Source organism: Streptomyces sp. MST-110588 (assembly GCF_022695595.1).
Lineage (GTDB): Bacteria > Actinomycetota > Actinomycetes > Streptomycetales > Streptomycetaceae > Streptomyces.
Genome location: NZ_CP074380.1, coordinates 902,390 through 925,587 on the forward strand (window position 1 = coordinate 902,390; position 23,198 = coordinate 925,587).

The following is a 23,198-nucleotide window of genomic DNA, read 5'->3' on the forward strand; positions in this document are numbered from 1 at the left end:
TTCAGATCTCCTCGTGGAGCGCGTGGAGGGCAGGGGTCGCGGTGATGCGCAGGTCGGGCCCGAGCCGCGCGATGTCGGTGACGTCCAGGCGCAACGCCTGGTCGAGAGTGGTGATTCCGGCGTCGCCGAGGGCGGCGGGGCCGGCGCCGAGCAGGACGGGCGCCAGGTAGCCGACGACCTTGTCGACGGCGCCCGCGGCGAGGAAGGCCCCGGCCAGGGTCGGGCCGCCTTCGAGGAGGACGGAGCGTACGTCCCGTTCGTACAGGGCCTTGAGCAGGGCGGGGATGTGCAGTCCGGTGCCGTCCGCGGCGCGTGGCAGCCGCAGGATCGGCGCGAGTCCTTGCAGGTGGGTGGCGTCGGCGTGCTCGTCGACCGCGATCAGGGTGGGGGCGGTGCCGTCCAGGACGCGGGCGCCGGGCTTGACGGCGGTGGCCCGGGTGTCGATGACCACCCGCAGCGGCTGGGTGACCTCGGCGTCGGTCACTCCGGCGACCCTGGCCCCGAGCTGCGGGTCGTCGGTACGGGCCGTGCCGGAGCCGACGATCACCGCGTCGGCGCGGGCCCGCAGCCGGTGGACGTCCGCGCGGGACTCCCGGGAGGTGATCCAGCGGCTGGTGCCGTCGGCGGCGGCGATCCGGCCGTCGAGGGTGGCGGCGTACTTCCACAGCACGAAGGGGCGGCGGCGCAGTACGGCGGTCAGCCACGCCTCGTTCCCGGCGGCGGCCTCGTCGGCGAGCAGGCCGCCCTCTACGTCGACGCCGGCGGCGGCCAGGGTCGCGGCGCCGCCCGTGGCGGTGGGGTCGGGGTCGGCGACGGCGTAGCGGACGCGGGCGATCCCGGCGTCGATCAGGGCCTGGGCACAGGGGCCGGTGCGCCCGGTGTGGTTGCAGGGCTCCAATGTGACCAGTGCGGTGCCGCCGCGGGCCCGCTCGCCTGCCGCGCGCAGGGCGTGGACCTCGGCGTGCGGGCCGCCGGCGCGCTGGTGCCAGCCCTCGCCGACGGTACGGCCGGCGGCGTCCAGGACGACACAGCCGACGACGGGGTTGGGGCTGGTGTGCCCGAGACCGCGCGCGGCGAGTTCAATGGCTCGGCGCATCGCCGCGGTCTCGGCGGGGGCTGCGGTGGCCACCGGGTCCTCCTGCCTCTTCGGGCACGGACTCCGGGGCTGTCGGAACGACAGATGAAGCGGGTAGGAGACACCGGATACACCGGGGCCGGGAATACGGGCCGCCCGTTGACGAACGGAGCGACCGCCGACGGCGGTGTACCGGGAACTCACCCGCCGCGCACTGCCTCCCATCCGGACTTTCACCGTCGGTGCAGGAATTCCACCTGCTCAACCGGCCGCTGGCTGCGGACGGGTCGCGGACTGTAACCGCCGGTTCGGACTTTCACCGACCCCGGAGTGCGCTGCGTATCGTCAGTACGGCTCCATACTGCCACGTCTGATCGCCGCCCACGCGGACCGCACCCTGTGTGCTGACTCACAGCCGCCGCCAACTCCCGGCCCGGCGGCGGCTGTCCGGGGAGCGGGACAATGAAGCTCTCTTGACGAGGGGGTTGCATCGCGATGGCGACGGTTCTTGTGACAGGCGGCACCGGAACGCTGGGGCGAGCGGTGACCGCACGGCTGGCGGCCACGGGACACGAGGTGCGCTCACTGAGCCGCCGGGCGCCGGTGAGCGCGCCGGAGGCGGGTTCACGCTCCGTCTCGTCCGGCTCGCACCCCGGCGCGCGTCCGCGCTCGTACGCCGTCGATCTGCGGGACGGCGTGGGGCTGGACGAGGCGGTCCGGGGCGCCGACGCGATCGTGCACTGCGCCACCATGACCGCGGGCGGTGACGTACAGGCGGCCGGACAGCTCATCGAGGCGGCCCGGCGGGCCCGCGTACCGCACCTCCTCTACATCTCCATCGTCGGCATCGACCGCGTTCCGCTCCGCTACTACCGCGACAAGCTCCAGGTCGAACGGCTGCTGGCGGAGTCCGGGGCGGGCTGGACGGTGCTGCGTACGACCCAGTTCCACGACCTGGTGCTGCGGCTGGTCAAGGCGGGCGCCCGCGCCCCGGTGATCCCGGTGCCGGCCGGCATCCGGGTGCAGCCCATCGACGTACGGGACGTCGCCGGGCGGCTGGCAAGGCTGGCGACGGCGCCGCCCGCGGGCCGGGTCGCGGACATGGGCGGCCCGGAGGTCCGTGACCTGGGCGAACTGGTACGCCTCACCCTGTTGGTCGGGGGCCGGCGGCGCCTGCTGGTGCCCCTGTGGTTCCCGGGCGCGGTGGCCGCGGCCTTCCGCTCGGGCCACCACCTCGCCCCGGAGCACGCCACCGGCACGGTCACGTACGAGGAGTTCCTCGCGAAGCGGTCCGGGGGACGGGCGGAGGACGGGCTGGTCATGGGGGTACGTCCCCGCAGGGGCTCAAGACGGTGGGGGTGATCCGGGTGAGCATGTGTGAGCCCGGGGGCCTGGGAGCCCGGGATCACCCGGGCGCCGCTGCCGGCTTCCGGTCCGCCGGGACGAACAGGTCCCGCTGGGCGGCGTCCGTCGCGGCGAGCACCGCGCCGCACAGCACGGCCCGGCCGCCGACCGTCCCGGCACGGACCTCCGTACGCAGCGGGGAGATCCGCGCGAGGTGCCCGGCGACCCGCGTCGCCAGCACGTCACCGCCCGCGCGGCCGGTCTCGCCGCCCAGTACGACACAGCCGGGATCCAGCACGGCGCTGACGGCCGCCACACCGACGGCGATACGGGCGGCGAGCTCGTCGAGGAAGCCCGCGGCGGCGGGGCCCGCGGCCAGCGCGGCCCGGACGGCCGCCTCGGCGGGATGCGCGGGCGCCGCGTCTCCCCCTTCGCCCCCGGCGCCGTACTCCTCCGCGGCACCGGGACCTGCCACGGCATCAGGATCTGCCGCGATGCCGTGTTCCGCCGCGAGGCCGAGGATCGCGGCGGAGCCCGCGAGGGAGTGGAAGCCGCCGTCGCAGCTACTCGCCGTGGGCAGCGCGCCGGTGCCGGGCACGGGCAGGAAGCCGATCTCACCGGTGCCGCCGGAGGCCCCGCGGCGCAGCCTGCCGTCCAGGACGACGGCGGCGCCGGTGCCGTGCCCGAGCCAGAGCAGGACGAAGGTGTCGCGGTCACGGGCGGCTCCGGCCCGCTGTTCGGCGAGCGCGGCGAGGTTGACCTCGTTCTCCACCAGCACGGAGGTGTCACGGAACCCGCCGACCGCGCCGATCAGCGCGGTGTGCCAGGCCGGGACCCAGTCGGTGCCGCCGAGCCGTCCGGTGGCGGGGTCGATGAGACCGGGCGCGCCCACGGCGACGGTGTGCGGCCGGTCGGCGTCCGCCCGGACCAGGCACTTCTCCAACGCGGCGAGTCCGGCCTCGGCCGCCTGCGCCGGTTCGGTGCCCGGCGGGACGGGAACGGTCTGCTCGGCGAGCACCCGGCCCAGGAGGTCGGCGACCGCCACGGTGGCGCTGTGGGGCCGCAGGTCCAGGGCGGCCGTATGGGCCCGGTTGGCGACGATGCCGTACAGCCGGGCGTTGGGCCCGCGCCGCTGCGCGCCGCTCTCGCCGACCACTGCGAGCAGACCCGCCTCCTGGAGGCGTTCGACGAGGTCGGCGACGGTCGGCCGGGAGAGTCCCGTCAGAGCCTTGAGCTGCCCGGCCGTCAGGGGTCCCTCGGATACCAACAGGCGTAGAGCGAGGCGGTCGTTGATGGCCCGCGCGGTGCTCGGCGAGGCGGTACGGCCGACGGCGGGCCCACGCGTGCGATTCATGAGCGAATCCTTTCAGAGCGCTTGACCGGGCTGCTCGGCCTCCGGATCGCCGGCGGCGGGCCGGCGCTCCCTCGTCCCGGCCTCCCGCTTCACCGGCCATATCGGCGATCTTATTATCAGGCAGGTTCCCTGATAATTTACGTACCATGACCGACTCCGGTACCGCGAACGCCGCCCCGCTCCCCCGGAACCGCCTGCGCCGCGCACGCCGGGCCGTCGCCCTGGTCTTCCTCGTCCACGGTTCGGTCACCGGCAACTTCGCCACCCGCATCCCCTGGATCCAGGACCACAGCGGCATCAGCGCAGGTCAGCTCGGCCTCGCCCTGGCCTTCCCCGCAATCGGCGCGTCGCTGGCCATGCCGCTCGCGGGCCGGATCAGCCACCGCCTCGGGGCCCGTACGGCGCTGCGCGTCCTGCTCGCCCTGTGGACGCTGTCCCTGGTGCTGCCCGCCCTCTCCCCCGATCTGTACGTCCTGTGCGCCGCGCTGCTCGTGTACGGCGCGTCCTCGGGCATGGCGGACGTGACGATGAACGCGCTGGGCGTGGAGACCGAGGACCGCCTCGGGAAACCGATCATGTCGGGGCTGCACGGGATGTGGAGCCTGGGCGCGCTGCTCGGCTCGGCGGCCGGTACGGTCGCGGCGCACGCCGGCACCGACGCCCGGCTGCACCTGGCCGCCGCCGCGGCCGTACTGACCCTGCTCGGCGCGCTGGTCTGCCACGGCACGCTGGACCTGCGCAGCACGCCCGAGGAGCACCCGCCGCCCCGCTTCGCGCTGCCGCCCAGGTCCGCGCTGGTCATCGGCGCGGTCGGCTTCTGCGCGGTCTTCGCCGAGGGCGCGAGCCTGGACTGGTCGGCGGTTTACCTACGGGACGAGCTGAGCACCGACGCCGGCCTGGCGGCGGCCTCGACCACCGCCCTGTCCTGCACCATGACACTCGCCCGGCTGGCGGGCGACCGGGTGGTGGCCCGCTTCGGGCCGGTCCGTACCGTACGGGCGGGCGGGGTGCTGGCCACGGCGGGCGGTGCGCTGATCGTCCTCGCCCGCCACCCGGCGCCGGCCATGGCCGGCTTCGCCCTGATCGGGCTGGGTATCGCGGTCGTGGTCCCGCTCGCCTTCGCCGCCGCCGGACGCCGCGGCCCGGCACCGAGCCAGGCCATAGCGGGGGTCGCCACGATCACCTACACCTCCGGGCTGATCGCGCCGTCCGCGGTCGGCTCGATCGCCCAGGCCGCCTCGCTCACCGCGTCCTTCGCCCTGATCACCGCGCTGGCCTTCGGTCTCGTCCTCGGCGCGGGCGTACTGCGGCCCCGCGGGCGCGGCGTCACCGGCGCGTCCACGGCCCCGGCCGATGATCCGGCGCCGGCCGATGACCCGGCGCCGGCGCCCGGCCGGAAGCACTCCTGACCGGGCCCCTTGAGGGAAACCCTGACGGCTCGCAAGCTCTCAGGTCACTCCCCGGTCACGCCGCCTCGGCTGCCTCGGCGATCGTCTGCGGACCGAGCAGTTCGTTCGCTATCGCGCGGGCGCGCTCGGACCATGGGGTGGGGCGCAGCGTCCGCGCGTCGATCCGGACCAGGACGCGGTGCCCGTGGGCGTGGGTCGCCGTACCGTCGGCGGAGCAGACGCGGAACCCGTAGGTCAGGCTCGTACGGCCGATCTTGTGGACCCACAGGTGCACGGCGTACGCGCCGGGCCGGGCGATCGGCATCTCGTAGCTGACCCGCATCTCCTTGATGACGTTGCTCAGGTCGCCGGCCTTCTCCCAGTCGCCTTCGAAGCCGAAGCCGCGCTCCTGCCAGTACGCGGCCCAGGCGCGCTCGACCAGCAGGGGGTAGCGCGAGTTGTGCAGCATGCCGAGCGCGTCGAGGTCGTCGAAGTGCACGGTGACCGGAACCAGTTGCCCGTACGGAACGGCTCCGGTGGGGACCTGGGGGGCTTCGACAGTCACGACGGGTTCTCCTGATGCTTCTGTTACTGCTGAGACTTCTGGGACAAGCCTCGCCATACTAAGCGCCCGCTTAAGCCGCTCCGCCGCCGGGCCCGTTCGTCGGCGGAACCACCGCCACGGGCGCACATCGCGGGCATCCGCGATGACGGCCTTACCGGGCGGCCCGTCCTTATCGGGCGGTCCGTCCTTATCGGGCAGTCCGTGCGGGCGTCAGCGAGATTCGTCGGCGGACTGGTCGTATTCGCTGGTGCCGCCGTCCAGGAGTGGTTGTTCGCGGCGTTTCGCGGCGGCGGAAAGCCAGCGCAGTGCGTGGTAGCCGGTCAGGACGATCAAGGTGCCGAGCGCGATGCCGCTCAGCTCGAAGTTGCCACCGATCTTCAGGCTGACGCCGCCGATGCCAATGATGACGCCCGCGGCGACCGGTACCAGGTTCAGCGGCTGGGCGAAGTCCACCTTGTTCCGTACCCAGATCTGCGCGCCGAGCAGGCCGATCATGCCGTACAGGATGACGGTGATGCCGCCCAGCACGCCGCCGGGGATCGCGGCGACGACCGCGCCGAACTTCGGGCACAGGCCGAAGAGCAGCGCGAAACCGGCCGCCGCCCAGTAGGCCGCGGTGGAGTAGATACGGGTTGCCGCCATGACGCCGATGTTTTCCGCGTAAGTGGTGGTGGCCGGCCCGCCCACCGCGGTGGACAGCATGGTCGCGGTTCCGTCCGCGACGATGGCCGTACCCAGCTTGTCGTCCAGGGAGTCGCCGGTCATCTCCCCGACGGCCTTCACGTGCCCCGCGTTCTCCGCGACCAGGGCCACCAGGACCGGCAGCGCGACGAGGATCGCCGAAGCCGAGAAATTGGGGGCGTGCAGGCTGGGCAGGCCGAGCCAGTCCGCCTTGGCGACGCCCGAGAAGTCGATGCGCCAGTGATCGACGACCTGACCGGCCCCGTTCGCCGAATGGATCTTTCCCGTCGTCCGGTCCAGGACCCAGGACAGCGCATAGCCGAAGACCAGCCCGAGGAAGATCGCGATGCGCGACCAGAAGCCCCGCAGCACCACCAGCGCCAATCCGGTGAACAGCATGGTGGCCAGTGCGCTCCACTGGTCCTGCGGCCAGTACGTCCCGCTGCCACCGGGGCGAGGTTGAAGCCGATGAGCATGACCACGGCGCCGGTCACCACCGGTGGAAGCACCGCGTGGATCACCCGGGCCCCGAGGATGTGGATGATGACGCCGCAGACGGCCAGTGCGGCGCCGACGACGAGGAGGGCGCCTGTCAGCGTGCCGGCATCCCCGCCCTGGCCGGCGATGACCGCGGAAACTCCCACGAAGGAGAGGGACGATCCGAGATAGCTCGGAATCCGCCTCTGGTCATCAGAAGGAACAAAACGGTCGCCACGCCGGATGCCATGAGGGCGAGGTTCGGATCCAGGCCCATGAGTACCGGGGCCACGAAGCACGCGCCGATCATCGAGACGACGTGCTGTGCCCCGAGACCGATCGTGCGCCCCCAGTTCAGCCGTTCGTCCGGCTTGACCACCTCGCCAGGCTCCAGGCGCTTGCCGTCCCCGTGTAGCGTCCACCCGAAGCCAGGCATGATCACTCTCCAGATGTTCCATGCCCCGCACGTCACGGGGCCGAAGTGATGAGTAGTCCAACACTTCGGCGGGGGCAAATCGAACGAGCCCGGCCGTGGCTGCCCTGAGCGAGTGAACCGGTCGTTCGCAGGGCGGTGGAGGACGGCGAGAGGCGCTCGGGGCGGTGGAGAGCGCTGGGGGCGCTGGGGCGCGAGCGAGCCGGGGTACGGGGTGGGGCCCGCGCCCCGGCTCACGCTCGGCGTGTGGCGTACGGCGCGCGCCGGGCGTACAGCGGACCCTGTGCGCCCGGCGGACGGCCGCGGCTCAGCCGAGGTTCTTGACCGCCTGGTAGTAGGTCCAGGCCAGAGTGTCGCAGGAGACCTTCTTGGCACCGCTGTACGCCGAGCAGACCCGCTTGAGGTCCTCGTACAGGGCGTTGTCCAGGCGCGGCTTGTTGGCCGGGAAGGTGCCGGCCTTCTTGTAGTTGCGGTAGCCGAAGTCGTGGCGGGCGCAGGAGGTCTCGAAGGGGAAGCCCAGCGGGTTGTCGGGCGACTTGGAGCAGTAGTCGGTGGACCAGTCGAACCCGTACGCGGCCCACTTCGCCTGGTTGTTACGAGCCGCCAGCCACGCGTTGTAGCTGCTCGCGCTCGTCTGCGTCCAGGAGGAGAGCACCTGGGCCTTGTCGGCCGGCGCGGCCTGGGCGGGCGCGGTCGCCGCGACCAGGGCGGTGACGGTCATGGCCGAGGCGGACAGCGCGGTGGCGAGTCTTCGGGACATTGCGGCAACCTCCGTCGGGGGGCGCCCCGTTGGGGCCGGGGCGCTGTGTCGGAGGCAGAAACTAGCGATCACACAGAAGTGGCCACAGTGGTTTAAGGCGTGACTTAAAAACGCACGGGCAACAAGCAGGCACGCCGGGGGTTACCTCGTTCCGGTCATACGCTCGCGCATCACGCATGTGCTGCGTATCACCGGTGTCACGCTGAGCGGATGACGACGACTCGGCGGCCCGGTACGGCTGCGCCCGGCGGGCGGTACGGGCAGGGCGACGCGGTGGGCCCGGTCACGGCCGGCCCGGTCCTGGCGGTTCCCGACGCGGCGGACCCGGCCGGGGCCCCGTACCCCGCTCCACGGGCGGCGACGGCCGTGGAGGAGGTGCTGGCGCGGATGCGGACGCTGCGCGCCGCACTGCCGCCCACGGACGGTGTGGCCGTCTTCAACCAGGTCTACCTGACGGTCACCGAAGAGGTGGCGCTGCGGATCGGTGCGGGCGCCTTCCAGGACCCGGTGGCGGCCGGCGAGCTGGACGCGCTGTTCGCACGGCGCTTCTTCGGCGCGGTGGACGCCGCGTCCGCGGGTCTGCGGCCACCGGCCTGCTGGCGTCCGCTGTTCCAGATGCGGCGCCACCCGGGCGTGTCACCGCTGCAGTTCGCGCTGGCCGGGATCAACGCCCACATCGGGCACGACCTGGCGCTGGCCGTCGTGGACGCCTGCCGCGTCCTGGGGTGCGGTCCGGCGGCCCTGGAGGGCGACTTCGACCGGATCGGCGGGGTCCTGGCCGGTATGGAGGAGCGGATCAGGGAGAGCCTGATGCCCGGCCCGGACGTACTGGACATCGCCGACCCGCTCACCCACCTCGCCGGCTGCTGGAGCCTGGACCGGGCCCGGGACGGCGCCTGGGCCGCCGCCCGCGTCCTGTGGGGCCTGCGCGGACTCCCCGAGGTCGCCGAGGAGTTCGCCGAGCGGCTGGATGCGGGCGTGGGGCTGGTCGGACGGTGTCTGCTCACCCCGCTCGCATGAGCGTGCGGGGTGAGGGGGAAGGGGTGAGCGGGCGGTGCCCGGCGTTCGCTCCTTGAACGGCCCTCGGATTCAGTCCTCGGGGAGTTCGACCGGCGCGATGGCGTCGTACAGGTCCCCGGGACCCGGGTTGGTCGGGTCGGTGGCGCCGCCGAAGTGGGTCATCACGCCCCACACCGCGTTCAGCGCGGTCTGTACGGCGCCTTCGGCCCAGCCCGCCGTCCAGGAGATGTCGTCCCCCGCGAGGAAGATGCCGCGCTTGTCCTCGGGGAGGCGGTCCTGCATGAAGTGGGTGAACAGCCGCCGCTGGTAGCGGTAGTGGCCGGGCAGGTTGGCCTTGAAGGCGCCCATGAAGTACGGCTCGTTCTCCCACGAGACGGTCACCGGGTTTCCGATGATGTGCTTGCGGATGTCGACGTCCGGGTAGATCTCCGAGAGCGACTTGAGCATGACCTCCATGCGCTCGTTGGCGTTCAGCGGCAGCCACTTGAGGCTGTCGTCGCACCAGGTGTACGAGAGGCAGATGACGGCCGGCCGGTCCGGGCCGTCGTCCAGCAGGTAGGTGCCACGGGTCATCCGGTCGGTGAGCGTCATGCTCATCACGTCCCGGCCGGTCTCGTTGCCCTGGCCGTCCACCGCCTTGTCCAGCCAGAACGGGCGGTCCACCGGCACGAACAGCTTCGAGGACTCCATGTAGTGGGTGCGCTCCATCGCCGTCCAGTGGTCGATGGGGAAGAGGGACTCATCGCAGTCGATCTTGGAGAGCAGCATCCAGGACTGCGCGGTGAAGACGGCCGCCTCGTACGTACGGATGTCCCCGCTCGCGTCCGTGACGGTGACGCGGTTGCCCGCGGTACGGTGCAGCCGGGTCACCGCCGGGCGCGGGGAGCCGCCGTGCAGCGACGCCAGCGACGTGCCCGGCGCCCAGTGCAGGATCTTCCCCGGCTCGCGCTCCCACAGGCGCAGCGGGAGCTGCTGGCTGCCGCCGACGATGCCGCGGTGGTGGTCGTCGGCCTCGGTGTAGACCACCCGCAGGATCTCCAGGATGGAGTTGGGGAAGTCGGTGTCCCAGCCGCCGGTGCCGAAGCCGACCTGGCCGAAGATCTCCCGGTGCCGGAAGGACTTGAAGGCGGTGGAGTCGCAGAGGTAGCCGTAGAACGTCTGGTTGTCCAGTTTCTCCACCAGCCGCGCCCAGATCTCCCGGATGCGCGGCACGTCGCGCTCGCGGATCGCGCGGTTCATCGCGGAGAAGTCCGCGCCCTCCTCCAGGCAGGCGTTCCAGGCGTCCATGACCTGGCGGTAGACCTCGGGGAGGTCCTCGATCGTACGGGCGTAGTGCGTCTCGCCCTTGAGGTCGATGACGGTGGAGGGGTGCCGGGGGCCAGCGGGTTGGGGAACGGCCTGGTCTCAAGGCCCACCAGGTCGATGTAGTGCTGGAGCGCGGTGGAGCTGGGCGGGAAGCGCATCGCACCCATCTCGGCGGTGAGCGAGGGGTCGCACCCCTCGAAGCCGACGGTACGCAGCCGGCCGCCGATCCGGTCCGCCTCGTAGACGACGGGCTTGAGGCCCATCTTCATCAGCTCGTAGGCGGTGATGATGCCGGAGAGGCCGCCGCCGATGACCGCGACCTCCTTGCCGTGCTCGGTCGCCGGTATCTGGCCCAGGCCCGCCGGGTGCGCGAGGAAGTCGTCGTACGCGTAGGGGAAGTCCGGCCCGAACATGGTGATGGGCGGCTGGTCATCCGCGTGGTGGGCGGCTGTGGGCACCGTGGACGTCATCGGTACGGACTCCTTGCGGACGTGCGGCGCGCGCGACGGGCGCGATGCGCGGGCGGTTCCAGGGGCGCGCGGTGGCTTGGAGGGACGCGCGGTGGGGGGTGTGCGGAGGTATGTGCGGGATGGGACAGGGTGGGATGAGGCGGGGTGGGGCAAGGCGGGGCGGGATGAGGCGGGGCAAGAGCGGTGATCTGGTATCGGGTCACTGCTCTTGTTTCAGATCAGTGCTCTCGTTCTGCATCGGTGCTCTGGTCTGAGGTCAGTGATCTGTAGTCGGGTCAGTGATCCGGACTCAGATCAGTGATTCCGTTCCAGAGCGGTGATCTGGAACGAGATCGGCGATCTGATACGAGATCAGTGATCCGGTGTCAGAGCGGTGATCTGCGGCCGGACCAGTGATCCGTACAGGCCGGGGAGCCGGTCGTGCAGGTACGGGTTGTCCGCGCGTGAGCGTTTGAGGAACTCGGCGTCCGCCTCGGCGTACACGAGCTGCTCGCCACGGCCCGCGCGGGCACGTACGACACCGTCCGGGCCCGCCAGACAGCTCAGTCCGACGAACTCCAACTCGCCCTCCTGGCCGACCCTGTTGACGTACGCGATGTACATCTGGCTCTCGAAGGCCCGGACCGGGACGAGGGACTCGGCGACGAACTGGAAGGGGTGCATCTGCGCGGTGGGCACGAGCAGCAGGTCGGTGCCGGCCAGCGCGTGCGCCCGGACGAGTTCCGGGAACTCCACCTCGTAACAGATCATGACGCCGATCCGCAGCCCGCCCAGCTCGGCCTGGGTGACCGGGACCTCGCCGGGTGTGAACCACTCGTGCTCGAAGCAGCCGAACAGATGCGTCTTGCGGTGGTTCGCCGGCCGGGTGCCGTCCGGGCCGATGAGCTGCGCCGAGTTGTGGACCAGCGCGCCGGCGCGCTCCGGGTAGCCGTACAGGATCGCGATGCCGTACTCGGCGGCGATCCGGGCCACCTCGCGCGCGCTGTCGCCGTCGGCGGGCTCGGCGAGCCGGTGGAGGTCACCGCCGATCGCGTAGCCCGTCAGGAACAGTTCGGGGCAGACCAGCAGCCCGGCCCCGGCCGAGGCCGCCTCGCGCGCGGTGTCCCGCAGCGTACACAGGTTGGCCGCGACGTCGCCGGGTCGTCCCGAACTCTGGAGCAGGGCGGTACGCAGCGACGACATGGGACCCCTCGGCATGGACGAACGGGCGATCGGACGGACGTGCGATCGGTCGGGACGCATAGACGGTACGGTCCGCCGATCGGCCCGTACAAGGCGCCTCCGTTGCGTGCGAGGGGATGATCCGTTGCGCGTTGGGCGGATTTCGCGGCGATTCGTTGCGCGGTGGCGGGTGCCGGGCCCGGCGAGGGGCCGGCGAGGCGGGTCGCGGGCTGCGCCGACGGCTGCGCCGACGCGGGTGCGGGCAGGTGGTGCGGGTGCCACCGGGACCATCGCCGTACGGGCGGCGCGTCCCCTCCGCCGTGCGGGGGACGGCGGGTTACCGCCGCGGTGTGACGCGCCGCGGTGATGCGGACGGCACCGTATGAGACGTCCGGAACCGCCGGTCGAACGATCTCCTACCAGCCCCGGAAAGGGCCTGTCGTGAGCCGTTTCTGCACGTCCCGTACGCACCACCGCCCGCCCCGGACCCGCCTTGCCGCCGTGGCGGCGGCGATGCTGATCACCGCCGCCGCCACCGGCTCGGCGGTCGCTTCCGGGACCGTCCCCAAGCCCGTCACCGAAGACCCGCGGTTGACCGGCTCCGCCAAGCTCCACCGGTCGGACGGCGATGACGTCCGCTTCGCTTTCGACGCCCGGTTCCGCAAGGACCAGCGGCCCGACCAGGCACGGGGCACCTTCAGCGTCCGGCATGTCTCCTCCGCTGGCAGCGGCGCCTTCACGGGCCGGATCGACTGCCTGGTCACGGGTGGCAAGGTGGCGGTGGCCAGCGGCATCGTCACCGAGACCGACGTTCCGAGGCTCAAGGGCAAGCGGGTCGGGTTCACCGTCCACGACCAGGGCGGACACGACCGGGTCGGTTACAGCTGGGCCGCCACGAACGACCCCGCTGCCACCAAGGACCTTCCGAAGTGCGTGAGTTCGGCCCCGTTCGAGACCGTGGAGCGCGGCGACTTCACGGTCGTTCCGTGGGAGCCGGATCACTGACGGAGGCCGATGCACCGGTCTCCTGTGCACCGGAGGCCGGTGCGGCGGCGCGGGCGGCAACGGAAGCGGGAGCGGCCGAATCAGGTCCGACCGTCTCGGCCACCACCCGGCGGACGAATCCGCGCAGCCACACATGGCCGGCGTCCGCATCGTGCCGCGGATGCCAGGCCATGCCCACCGGCATGGCGGGCAGGTCCAGCGGGATGGGAAACGTACGTACTCCCAGCCGGGCAAGGACCGCGGCCCCCGTGCGCTCGGGTGCCACCCCCACCGCGTCGGTCTGGAGGACCATCGTCATCATCGCCACGAACGTGGGCACCACGGTCATCACCCTGCGGCGCAGCCCGAGTTCGGCCAGGGCGGTGTCGATGGGACCGGTCAGCCGGCCGCGGCGCGAGTAGTTGATGTGCGGCGCCCCGGCGAAGCGCCGGGCGGTCACCGTGCCCTGCGTCAGCGGGTGTCCGGCGCGTACGCCCGCCGTGCCGCGGTCGGTGTAGAGCTCCTCGATGCGGATCTCCGGTTCCGTGCTGTCGATGACGCCGAGTTCCAGGTCGGCGGCGCCTTCCCGCAGGATGGGCAGGTCCACGTGGGTCTCGCCGAGGAAGCGCAGCACCACCCGCGGCGCCTCCCGGGCCGCGCCCGCGACCAGGGCGGGTCCGAAGGCCGTCACGAACAGGTCGTTGGCGTTGATGGTGAACGTACGCGTCAGCTCAGCCGGGTCGGCGGGGTGGCCGGCGCGAGGATGCCGCGGGCCGCCCCCAGCACCGCGCGGACCTCGGCGCGGATTTCCAGGGCGCGCGGGGTGGGCACCATCCGCCGCCCGGCGCGTACGAGGACGGGGTCGCCTGTCGTGCGGCGGATGCGGCCCAGGGCGCGGCTCATCGCCGGGCCGGACAGCCCCAGCCGGTCGGCCGCCGCGGTGACGCTCTCCTCCTCCAGCAGTGCGTCCAGGGCCGTCAGCAGGTTCAGATCGATGTTTGCGTTTCGCGCAATCATGGAGTGCACACCTTGCATTTGAAGTCAATTCGCAGTGACTTTAACGTCCGGGGCATGACTTCGACCGTCTCCTTCTCTCCTTCCGCCCCGCCTTCCGCGCCGGGCACGCGGGGCGCACCCCGGCGGCGTTCCGTCACGGCGGCGATGTGCGTGTGCGTACTGGTCGCCCAGTCGCTCGTTGCCGCGATGAACCTGGCGATACCCAAGATCGCCGCCAGTGGGATGCACCCGTCCCCGGCCCAGTTGCTGTGGATCGTGGACACTTATGTGATCGTCTTCGCCGGGCTGCTGATCCCGGCCGGCGCGCTGGGAGACCGTTTCGGCCGCAAGGGTGTCCTGATGAGCGGTCTGGGCATCTTCGCTGCGGGCGCCCTGTTGAGCGCCCTGGCGCCCACCATCCCGCTTCTCCTCGCGGGCCGGGCCCTGTCCGGCGCCGGGGCGGCCCTGCTCGTACCGGCCACCATGTCGGTGCTGCTGTACGCCACGCCGCCGGAGCGCAAGTCCGGGGCGGTCGCCGCCTGGAGCGCCGCGATGGGCGTGGGCGGCATGGTGGGCAACGCCGGCGGTGCGCTGATCCTTCAGTTCCTGCCCTGGCAGGGCCTGTTCTGGGCGTACGTACCGCTGGGTCTGGCGCTGCTGGTATGGGTGGCCCGCTCCGCGCCGCGGGTGCCGCGGCAGACCGCGGCGCTGGACCTGCCCGGCTCGGCGCTGCTGATCGCCGGTGCCGCGGCGCTGCTGTTCGGGATCATCGAGGGGCCGGGGCTGGGCTGGGGCTCGGCCCAGGTGCTGGGTTCCTTCGCGCTGGCGCTGGTGATCTTCGCGGTGTTCGTCCGCCACGGGCTGCGCAGCCCGCATCCGGTGCTGGACCCGCGGCTGTTCCGGGTGCCGCGGCTGCGGGCGGGCACGGTCGGCATCGCGGTGGCCTTCTTCGGGATGTTCGCGCTGTTCTTCGTCAACGCGCAGTTCCTCCAGTACGTCAAGGGCTACTCGCCGCTCCAGACGGGTCTGGCGATCGTGCCGCTGGCCCTGGGGATGACGGCGGTGACGAAGTACGGGGTGCGCTGGGCCCAGCGGGCCGGCGAGGCCGGTACGACCGGCTGCGGCCTGGCGCTGATCGCGGCCGGACTGCTGCTGCTGTCCACCGCCGGCGCCGGCACCCCGTACCTGCTGTACCTGATCCCGCTGCTGCTCATGTCGACGGGCGCGGGCCTGGCGATGCCGCCCCTCTCGCACGCGATCGTCACGTCCGTGCCCGCGGACCGCTCCGGCATGGGCTCCGGACTCCAGGGCGCCGCGCGGGAGCTGGGGGCCGCGCTGGGCATCGCGGTGGTCGGCACGGTCCTGTCCGTACGGCTGTCCGCGGACGGCGGCCCGGCGGCCGGAACCCCGGGCACGTCCCTGCCCGATCCCACGGCCTTCGCCGACGCCGCCGCCTTCGGCTACCGCATCGCCGCCGCCGTCCTGCTGCTGGTCGGCACGGTGGTCGTCGCGGGGCTGCGCAAGCGACGCGCGAAGTCCTAGGCGCAGGCGCCAGGGAGCCGTATCCCGTTCGGTTCAGCCCGGCGAGCCCGAGCTGAAGCGGCGCAGCAGCGGGGAGAGCACCAGCACCGATTTCGTACGCTCCACGAACGGCTCCCCCGCGATGCGCTCCAGCACCCGCTCGAAGTGACGCATGTCGGAGGCGAAGACCTGGACGATGGCATCCGCCTCGCCGGTGACGGTGGAGGCGGACGCCACTTCCGGGTAGCGGGACAGGCCGCGGTGGATGGACTCGGGCGAGGTGTTGCGGCAGCAGAAGATCTCGATGTACCCCTCGGTCTCCCAGCCGAGGGCCGCCGGATCGACCCGTACGGTGAACCCGGTGATGGCGCCCTCGGCGCGCAGCCGGTCCACCCGCCGCTTGACGGCCGGCGCGGACAGACCGACCTCCTGGCCGATGTCGGCGTAGCTGCGCCGGGCGTCCTCGGCCAGCGCGTGGACGATGCGCTCGTCCAGATCGCTCAGTCTGTTCACGACCCACCCTGTCCGCGGGCCGCCGGGCACTGCCGGTTGAGATCGTTCACTGTCATCCACACTAGCTCTGGTTCCGGTAAATCGGGCGAAATCCCGCTGAGCAGGGGCTATCCCCTCACTCCTCCCGTCGGACAGCAGCGTAACCGCCGGAAACACCGGTCCCGCTGGTGTGCGGCGCGCGAGACAGGAGGCAGTACGCGGAATGCGCGTCGCCTCCTCCCCGGTGTCCGCCCCGGTCCGCCCAGGGCCGGGCCGACGCGTACGGACGGACGCGAAGGACTGACGCGTCAGTCCTTCCGGCCGGCGTCGGCCAGCCGGGAGCGCCGCATGCCGTAGCCGAAGTAGACGGCCAGGCCCACGGCCATCCACCCGCCGAAGACGACCCAGGTGACCGCGCCGAGCCGGAGCATCATGCCGACGCACAGCAGGAAGCCGATCACGGGGAAGAGCGGGGACAGCGGCGTACGGAAGCTGCGCGGCATGTCGGGGCGGGTGCGGCGCAGGACGACCACCGCGACGTTGACCAGGGCGAAGGCGAAGAGCGTGCCGATGCTGGTGGCGTCGGCCAGTTCGTTGAGCGGGACGGCGGCGGCCAGCAGACCGCAGAACAGGGAGACGATCACCGTGTTGGCGCGCGGCACGCCCGTCCTGCCGTGGACCTTGGCGAACACCTTCGGCACGAGCCCGTCGCGGGACATCGCGAACAGGATGCGGGTCTGCCCGTACAGCACGGTCAGTACGACACTGGCGATGGCGATGACCGCGCCCGCCGCCAGCAGCACGGCCCAGAAGTCCTGGCCCGTCACGTCCTTCATGATCCCGGCGAGCGCGGCCTCGGAGCCCTCGAACTTCGTCCAGGGCATGGCGCCCACGGCCACCGCGGCGACCAGGCAGTACAGCGCGGTGACGATCAGCAGCGACAGCATGATCGCGCGGGGCAGGTCGCGCTGCGGGTTCCGGGCCTCCTCGCCCGCCGTGGAGGCGGCGTCGAAGCCGATGTAGGAGAAGAAGAGGGTCGCGCCGGCCGCGCTGACGCCCGCGGTGCCCAGCGGCATGAAGTCGCGGTAGTTGCCGGACTTGATGCCCTGGAAGGCGACCGCGCAGAACAGGAGCAGTGCCACGATCTTCACCGTGACCATGACCGTGTTGACCCGGGCGCTCTCCTTGGCGCCGCCCAGCAGGAAGACCATCGCGAGCAGCACCACGAGCAGGGCCGGCAGGTTGAAGACGCCGCCGTCACCGGGCGGGGCGGAGATCGCCTCCGGGAGGGTCACCCCGATGGTTCCGGACAGCAGCTCGTTGAGGTACTGGCCCCAGCCGACGGCGACCGCCGCGACCGAGACCCCGTACTCCAGGATCAGACACCAGCCGCAGACCCAGGCCACCAGCTCACCCAGGGTCGCGTAGGCGTAGGAGTACGACGAGCCGGAGACCGGGATCGAGCCGGCCAGTTCAGCGTAGGACAGCGCGGAGAACAGGGCGGTCAGGCCGGCCAGGACGAAGGCGATGATGACGGCGGGGCCCGCCTTGGGCACGGCCTGGCCCAGGACGACGAAGATGCCGGTGCCCAGCGTCGCACCGATGCTGATCATGGTCAGTTGCCACATGCCCAGCGAGCGGCGGAGCGAGCCGCCCTCGCCCCGGCCGCCCTCGGCGACCAGCCGTTCGACCGGTTTGCGCCGCATGAGCCGGGTGCCGAGGCCACCGGTGGAAGGGGGGCGGGGGACACTGCCCGCCGGAAGCTGGCCTACGCCGTGCTCCGTCACTGGGGGCTCCTTATCTGCCGGTCGGATGACGGCGCAACCGGCAGCGGTTCGCACGCGGGCACGACGAAAAGCCTCGCAGCAGGGACCGCCGAGCTGACGGTCGCCGCCACTCCACGTACAGCGCATGACCTTACGGCCCGTGCCTGACCTGCCGTAATGCAGGATCCTTGCGCAATGGCGACCGATCGTTGCGCGAGCGCGCGGCACGCGGACGTTCGTTGCGCGTTTCATCCGGCCGGACGAGCACGCGGGGGTGGTGCCCGGTGGGGGCGGGGGTGGTGCCCGGTGCCGGAAGCGGCGGTGTCCGGTACGGGACAGGACGGTGCCCGGTACGGAGAGAGGCCATGCCGGGTACCCGAGCGTGCGGGGTGCGGGGATCGCAGGTGACGCGGGTGCGCCCCGGGGTAAGAGATCCCGTGAGCCACGGTCGGAGCGTGCGGGACGGACACGGCCGGGCGGATCGGAGGGGCATGTGAGTACGGGAGGGAGCCGTGGCCCGGCCGGCGCCGTGTCGCCGGAGCCGCCCACCCCGGACTGGCTGGCCCCCGGACCGTTCCTGCGCGGGGTCGCCTGGCACGACCGGGCGAAGGACCGGCTCGTACGGGCCGACCCGGCCGACGGCGACCGGCTGCCGTGGGAGACCTGGAGCCGGGCGACCGTACCCGTCGGCGTACGCCTGGAGGGTCTGGCGCCCGGCGCCGACACCCTGCACATCCGCTACCGGGCCTTCCCTCCGCGCCCCGCCGACGAGCTGCTCTCGGCCGGGGCCGTCTTCGAGCTGTGGCAGGACGGCGAGCCCGTGTGCGAGGCGCCCGCCCGCCCCGGCGAGGACCGCACCGTCCGGCTCCGGCTGCCCGCCTCCGACGGGCCCTTCACCGTCCATCTGCCCGTACCGCTGCGCCCGCGCGTCCTGGGGCTGCGCGCCACCGGCCCCGCCCGGTCGGCCGCCGCGCCGGCCCCGGCCGAGCCGCTGCCCCGCTGGGCGGTCTACGGCGACTCCATCTGCGAGGGGTGGATCGCCTCCCGTCCCTCGCGGGCCTGGCCCGCCGTGGCGGGCCGCGCGCTGGGGCTGGACCCGGTCAACCTCGGCTACGCCGGCTCCGGCCGCGGTGAGATCGCCTCGGCGCAGCAGCTCGCCGCGCTCCCCTGCGACCTGATCACCCTTGCCTTCGGCACCAACTGCTGGTCCGGCAGCCCGTATTCGGCGCCGCTGCTGCGGGAGACGACCAGCGCGTTCATGGCGCTCGTGCGCCGGGGCCACCCGGACACGCCCCTGCTGGTCCTCAGCCCGCTGCTGCGCCCGGACGCGGAGGACACCCCCAACGCGCTCGGCGCGACCCTGTCCGAGCTGCGCCGGGCCCAGGAGGCGGCGGTCGCCGACCGGATCGCGGCGGGCGACCGGGGGCTGGCGCTGTTGTCCGGGGCGCCGCTGCTGGAGGCCGCCGATCTCGCGGACGGTCTGCATCCCGGTGACGGCGGCCACGCCCGGCTGGCCGGGGCCGTCGCCGCCGCGCTGCGTGCAGCGGGCTTCGTCCCGCTTCCGTGAGCCGACGACGACACACGATGCGCGCGGAAAAGGGGAACGGGCCGGACGCGTCACCGCGCCGGCCCGTCCGCCCTGCTCAGCCTTCGGTCAGCCCCCGGTCAGCCGTCGGCCGAGTACCGTGCTCGGCCGAACAGCGAGCCATCAGCTCCAACTGTGGTGCAGCGGCTTGCCCTCCGCGTAACCGGCCGCGCTCTGCACACCGATCACGGCCTTGTCCGCGAACTCCTCCAGGGTGGCCGCGCCCGCGTACGTGCAGGAGCTGCGCACACCCGCGATGATCGAGTCGATCAGGTCCTCGACGCCGGGCCGGGCCGGGTCGATGAACATCTTCGAGGTGGAGATGCCCTCCTCGAAGACGGCCTTGCGCGCCCGGTCGTACGCCGACTCCTCGCTCGTACGGTTGCGGACCGCACGCGCGGAGGCCATGCCGAAGCTCTCCTTGTACGGCCGGCCGTCGGCGGTGTGCTGGAGGTCGCCGGGGGACTCGTACGTACCGGCGAACCAGGAGCCGATCATGACGTTGGACGCGCCGGCGGCCAGCGCCATGGCGACATCGCGCGGGTGCCGCACGCCGCCGTCGGCCCACACGTGCTTGCCGTACTTCTTGGCCTCGGCCGCGCACTCCAGCACCGCGGAGAACTGCGGCCGGCCGACGCCGGTCATCATGCGGGTGGTGCACATCGCGCCGGGGCCCACGCCGACCTTGATGATGTCCGCGCCGGCCTCGATCAGGTCGCGCACGCCCTCGGCGGCGACGATGTTGCCCGCCACGACCGGCACCTGCGGGTCCAGGGCCCGTACGGCCTTGACCGCGCTGATCATCGACTCCTGGTGGCCGTGCGCGGTGTCCACGACGAGCGTGTCCACCCCGGCCTCCAGCAGCGCCTTGGCCTTGCCGGCCACATCGCCGTTGATGCCGACGGCGGCGGCGATGCGCAGCCTGCCCTCGGCGTCGGTGGCGGGGGTGTAGAGGGTGGCGCGCAGCGCGCCCTTGCGGGTCAGGATGCCGGCCAGCATGCCGTTCCTGTCCACCGCGGGGGCGAGCTTGCGGTTGGCGGCGTCGAGCTGGTTGAACGCCTCGCGCGGGTCCATGTCGGCGTCCAGGACCACCAGGTCCTTGGACATGACCTCGGAGAGCTGGGTGAAGCGGTCCACGCCCGTCAGGTCGTGCTCGGTGACGATGCCGACCGGGCGGCCGTCCTCGACGACGATCCCGGCGCCGTGCGCCCGCTTGGGCAGCAGCGACAGGGCGTCGCCGACGGTGGCGGTCGGGGAGAGCACGATCGGGGTGTCCAGCACCAGGTGACGGCTCTTGACCCAGCTCACGACGTCGGCGACGACGTCGATCGGGATGTCCTGCGGGATGACGACCAGGCCGCCGCGGCGGGCGACGGTCTCGGCCATCCGGCGTCCGGCGATCGCGGTCATGTTCGCCACGACGAGCGGAATGGTGGTGCCGGTCCCGTCCGGAGCCGTGAGGTCCACACCCTGACGCGAACCCACCGCCGAGCGGCTGGGCACCATGAACACGTCGTCGTACGTCAGGTCGTACGGCGGCTTCGTATCGTTCAGAAATTTCATGCTGGCTCTCTCACCTGCGGTTTTACTACTCGGGCGGGTGGGGAGTCAGCACCGGACCGACGCCGGTCAGGCAGCGGCTCCTAGGACATCATCCCTGATGACCGCCGTTTCGGGCGAACCGGTGTTCCGAGGGTCACGCTTCAGGGTGAACTTGGATCGCAGCGCCGGCCCCGTTGCACCCCTTCCCGTAGCCCTTGCCACGGCCGGGCGGACGGGGGCGCAGGGCGGCCATGCGGAGCCCGTCCCGTGGCTACGTACAGTAACTATCGAGCGGGCGTACGCATCCCTGCGTGCCACGGTCGCCATCCGCCGCCTCCCGTTCGACCACGGTCATACGATCAGATGTTCTTGCTGGACAGCCTTTGGGTAGACCGTTGACAGGCCGTCCAACACGCCGAGCCCCGAAAGGGGCGTGCGCCGGTGAGGGCCTCGGCGAACACACCGACGCCGCACACGCACAGTCACCGCCGCCCGGAGGTGTCCTGTCATCCCTTCTTCCCTGGGGAGCAGACCCCGTCCGCCCGTGCGGGAAAGGGGAGGGTCATGTCCGAGAAGGGTACGAGCGGGTGGCTGCTGCTCACGGCCGCGGTGGGAACCGCGATAGCGACGCTGGACCTGGCGCTGGGCGTGGCGACCAACCTGTCCGGTCTGCTGCTCGTCTGTCCCTTGCTGGCCGCCACCCGGCTGGACGGCCCGCGCACGGCGGCCGTGTCCGCCTTCAGCATCGCGCTCGCGGTGGCCGTGTCGGTCTGCGAGCACATCCTGGGCCTGCCCGACCAGCTCCTGCGGCTGGGCGTGCTGGCGGCGGCCTCGGTGTACGCCACGTGGGCGGCCGAGCACCACACCGCCCACCACCACCAACTGGCCGATGTCGCCTCGACCGCCCAGCGGGCGATCCTGCGCCCCACGTCCTTCCGCATCGACGGCCTGTACGTCTGCGCCCGCTACCGCTCCGCGACCCCGCAGGCGGAGATCGGCGGCGACCTGTACGCCTTCGCCGACACCCCAGCGGCCTGCGGATGCTCCTGGGCGACGTGCGCGGCAAGGGCCTGGAGGCCGTACGGCTGTCCGCCGCCGCCATCGGGCACTTCCGGGACTGCGCCTACACCCACGCCTCCCTCGCCGAGGCGGTCAGCGAGACGGACCGGCGGCTGGCCGGTGACCTGGGCGAGGAGGACTTCATCACGGCGGTGACGGCCGAGTTCGCACCCGGCCGGGTGCGACTGGTCAACTGCGGCCATCACCCGCCGCTCCTGCTGCCCGCCGAGGGCCCGCCGACCTTGGTGCAGCCGGCCGAGGCGGCCACCACACCCCTCGGCCTGTGCCCCGTCCCCCGCGTCCAGCAGGTGCGGCTGTCGCCCGGGGACCGGATGCTCTTCTACACCGACGGGCTCGCCGAGGCCCGCGACCCGTCCGGGACCATGCTCGACCTGGCCGGGCTCGTCTCCGCGTGTACCCTGCCCGACCTCAACGACGCGATCGACACGGTCCTGACGAGAATGACCCGGCACACCCACGGGGCGCGCGATGACGACGTCGCCCTGGTCATGGTCGAGCTCGGCGTGCCCGTGCCCCGCCGGGCCCCGAGGCGCTTCAGGTCCGCACCCCGTACGGAGCAGGTCACCGAGGCGCTCCGCACCGGACCGAACCGGACGGGGCCGAGCCGGTCCTCGGGGGCGTTCAGGTCCGGATGAGGCAGAACGGGTGCCCCGCGGGATCGGCGTAGACCCTGAAGTCCCGCTTCCCGCCCTCGTCGTCGAGGTCCAGCGGTCGCGCCCCCAGCGCCAGCACCTGCTCCTGGCCCTTTTCCATGTCCGGCACGTCCAGGTCGAGGTGGATCTGCTGCGAGTGGTCCGCGCGCGGCCACTGCGGCGGTACGAACCCGGGGGCGCGCTGGAAGGAGAGCCGCAGTGAACCGTCCACGAACAGGTCGACCCAGTTCTCCTCGGGGTCCGATCCGTTCTTGATCCGACCGCCCAGCACCTGTGCGTAGAAGCCGGCGAGCGCGTGGGGGTCGGGGCAGTCCAGAACGGTGGTACGGAGCTTGGCGATCGGCACGTCTGCCTCCTTGTGCGACGGTTTCCTGTGGACGTGTCCTGTGCGACAGATCTTCTGCGGCAGGTCACGACGAGTGCCCGCCGACGGCGGACCGAATCATGCTTTTCGGGCCGCGCGTCAGTACTTCCGGCGCGTCAGTACTTCCGGCGCGTCAGTGTCTGCGGCACGTCAGTGCTTCGGAGCATCCGTGCCTCCGGCGC

General features: G+C 72.3%; 18 protein-coding genes, 2 pseudogenes and 1 riboswitch. Of the genes and pseudogenes, 7 read left to right on the plus strand and 13 right to left on the minus strand.

The features are described from left to right. Position 1 precedes the first annotated feature (1 nt). Complete coding sequence (gene ribD / locus KGS77_RS04050; protein ID WP_242578721.1) at positions 2-1,129, minus strand: bifunctional diaminohydroxyphosphoribosylaminopyrimidine deaminase/5-amino-6-(5-phosphoribosylamino)uracil reductase RibD; 1,128 nt, start codon at positions 1,127-1,129, stop codon at positions 2-4. A gap of 153 nt (positions 1,130-1,282) precedes the next feature. Next, a riboswitch (FMN riboswitch) is annotated at positions 1,283-1,413 on the minus strand. 157 nt (positions 1,414-1,570) lie between these two features. Between ribD and KGS77_RS04055 the strand changes: the two genes are divergently transcribed. Further along, positions 1,571-2,437: an NAD(P)H-binding protein gene (locus KGS77_RS04055; RefSeq protein ID WP_242578722.1), complete on the plus strand. Its 867-nt coding sequence runs from the start codon at positions 1,571-1,573 to the stop codon at positions 2,435-2,437. Positions 2,438-2,480: 43 nt separating this feature from the next. Here KGS77_RS04055 and KGS77_RS04060 read toward each other — a convergent pair whose 3' ends face one another. Beyond that, the gene (locus KGS77_RS04060) at positions 2,481-3,773 is read right to left on the minus strand and encodes an ROK family transcriptional regulator (protein WP_242578723.1); all 1,293 of its coding nucleotides are present in this window, start codon (positions 3,771-3,773) and stop codon (positions 2,481-2,483) included. Positions 3,774-3,919: 146 nt separating this feature from the next. Between KGS77_RS04060 and KGS77_RS04065 the strand changes: the two genes are divergently transcribed. Continuing rightward, positions 3,920-5,182: an MFS transporter gene (locus KGS77_RS04065; RefSeq protein WP_242578724.1), complete on the plus strand. Its 1,263-nt coding sequence runs from the start codon at positions 3,920-3,922 to the stop codon at positions 5,180-5,182. Between the two features lie 55 nt (positions 5,183-5,237). Here the strand turns inward: KGS77_RS04065 and KGS77_RS04070 are convergent, their stop codons facing one another. From KGS77_RS04070 to KGS77_RS04080, 3 genes and pseudogenes are all read right to left on the minus strand, one after another. Beyond that, complete coding sequence (locus KGS77_RS04070) at positions 5,238-5,726, minus strand: acyl-CoA thioesterase (RefSeq protein WP_242578725.1); 489 nt, start codon at positions 5,724-5,726, stop codon at positions 5,238-5,240. Positions 5,727-5,936: 210 nt separating this feature from the next. Then, positions 5,937-7,320, minus strand: a pseudogene (locus KGS77_RS04075) (solute carrier family 23 protein). Positions 7,321-7,624: 304 nt separating this feature from the next. Further along, the gene (locus KGS77_RS04080) at positions 7,625-8,077 is read right to left on the minus strand and encodes a phospholipase (RefSeq protein ID WP_242578726.1); all 453 of its coding nucleotides are present in this window, start codon (positions 8,075-8,077) and stop codon (positions 7,625-7,627) included. A 210-nt stretch (positions 8,078-8,287) separates the two neighbouring features. Between KGS77_RS04080 and KGS77_RS04085 the strand changes: the two genes are divergently transcribed. Continuing rightward, a complete protein-coding gene (locus KGS77_RS04085; RefSeq protein WP_277994181.1) occupies positions 8,288-9,097 on the plus strand; it encodes a DUF5995 family protein in 810 nt (269 codons plus the stop codon). 69 nt (positions 9,098-9,166) lie between these two features. Here KGS77_RS04085 and KGS77_RS04090 read toward each other — a convergent pair. Both KGS77_RS04090 and KGS77_RS04095 read right to left on the minus strand, forming a co-directional pair. Next, positions 9,167-10,872, minus strand: a pseudogene (locus KGS77_RS04090) (NAD(P)/FAD-dependent oxidoreductase). A 351-nt stretch (positions 10,873-11,223) separates the two neighbouring features. Next, a complete protein-coding gene (locus KGS77_RS04095) occupies positions 11,224-12,054 on the minus strand; it encodes a carbon-nitrogen hydrolase family protein (protein ID WP_242578727.1) in 831 nt (276 codons plus the stop codon). A gap of 420 nt (positions 12,055-12,474) precedes the next feature. On the opposite strand from KGS77_RS04095, the gene KGS77_RS04100 reads away from it, so the two are divergent. Then, the gene (locus KGS77_RS04100) at positions 12,475-13,038 is read left to right on the plus strand and encodes a hypothetical protein (protein WP_347404433.1); all 564 of its coding nucleotides are present in this window, start codon (positions 12,475-12,477) and stop codon (positions 13,036-13,038) included. Here the strand turns inward: KGS77_RS04100 and KGS77_RS34870 are convergent. Together KGS77_RS34870 and KGS77_RS34875 are read right to left on the minus strand one after the other, a co-directional pair. Next, positions 13,007-13,708, minus strand: a complete 702-nt coding sequence (locus KGS77_RS34870) for a LysR substrate-binding domain-containing protein (protein WP_347404434.1) — start codon at positions 13,706-13,708, stop codon at positions 13,007-13,009. The genes KGS77_RS04100 and KGS77_RS34870 overlap by 32 nt on opposite strands. A 35-nt stretch (positions 13,709-13,743) precedes the next feature. After that, on the minus strand, positions 13,744-14,034 hold the full coding sequence (locus KGS77_RS34875; protein WP_347404435.1) for a LysR family transcriptional regulator: 291 nt from the start codon (positions 14,032-14,034) through the stop codon (positions 13,744-13,746). A gap of 54 nt (positions 14,035-14,088) precedes the next feature. Here KGS77_RS34875 and KGS77_RS04110 point away from each other — a divergent pair, with 54 nt between their 5' ends. Beyond that, complete coding sequence (locus tag KGS77_RS04110; protein ID WP_242578728.1) at positions 14,089-15,555, plus strand: MFS transporter; 1,467 nt, start codon at positions 14,089-14,091, stop codon at positions 15,553-15,555. Between the two features lie 33 nt (positions 15,556-15,588). On the opposite strand, the gene KGS77_RS04115 is transcribed toward KGS77_RS04110, so the two are convergent. Beyond that, positions 15,589-16,047, minus strand: coding sequence for an Lrp/AsnC family transcriptional regulator (locus KGS77_RS04115; protein WP_242578729.1), 459 nt, complete (start codon positions 16,045-16,047; stop codon positions 15,589-15,591). Positions 16,048-16,334: 287 nt separating this feature from the next. Continuing rightward, positions 16,335-17,732, minus strand: a complete 1,398-nt coding sequence (locus KGS77_RS04120; RefSeq protein ID WP_242587284.1) for an amino acid permease — start codon at positions 17,730-17,732, stop codon at positions 16,335-16,337. Positions 17,733-18,285: 553 nt separating this feature from the next. Between KGS77_RS04120 and KGS77_RS04125 the strand changes: the two genes are divergently transcribed. Continuing rightward, positions 18,286-19,359 carry a GDSL-type esterase/lipase family protein gene (locus KGS77_RS04125; RefSeq protein ID WP_242578730.1) on the plus strand — a complete coding sequence of 358 codons (1,074 nt, stop codon included), beginning with the start codon at positions 18,286-18,288 and terminating at the stop codon, positions 19,357-19,359. A 141-nt stretch (positions 19,360-19,500) separates the two neighbouring features. On the opposite strand, the gene KGS77_RS04130 is transcribed toward KGS77_RS04125, so the two are convergent. Beyond that, a complete protein-coding gene (locus tag KGS77_RS04130; RefSeq protein ID WP_242578731.1) occupies positions 19,501-20,940 on the minus strand; it encodes a GuaB1 family IMP dehydrogenase-related protein in 1,440 nt (479 codons plus the stop codon). A gap of 1,019 nt (positions 20,941-21,959) precedes the next feature. Here KGS77_RS04130 and KGS77_RS04135 point away from each other — a divergent pair. Beyond that, positions 21,960-22,634, plus strand: a complete 675-nt coding sequence (locus KGS77_RS04135; protein ID WP_242578732.1) for a PP2C family protein-serine/threonine phosphatase — start codon at positions 21,960-21,962, stop codon at positions 22,632-22,634. On the opposite strand, the gene KGS77_RS04140 is transcribed toward KGS77_RS04135, so the two are convergent. Beyond that, entirely contained in the window at positions 22,621-22,998 is a 378-nt protein-coding gene (locus tag KGS77_RS04140; protein ID WP_242578733.1) for a VOC family protein, read from the minus strand. The genes KGS77_RS04135 and KGS77_RS04140 overlap by 14 nt on opposite strands. Positions 22,999-23,198 lie beyond the last annotated feature (200 nt).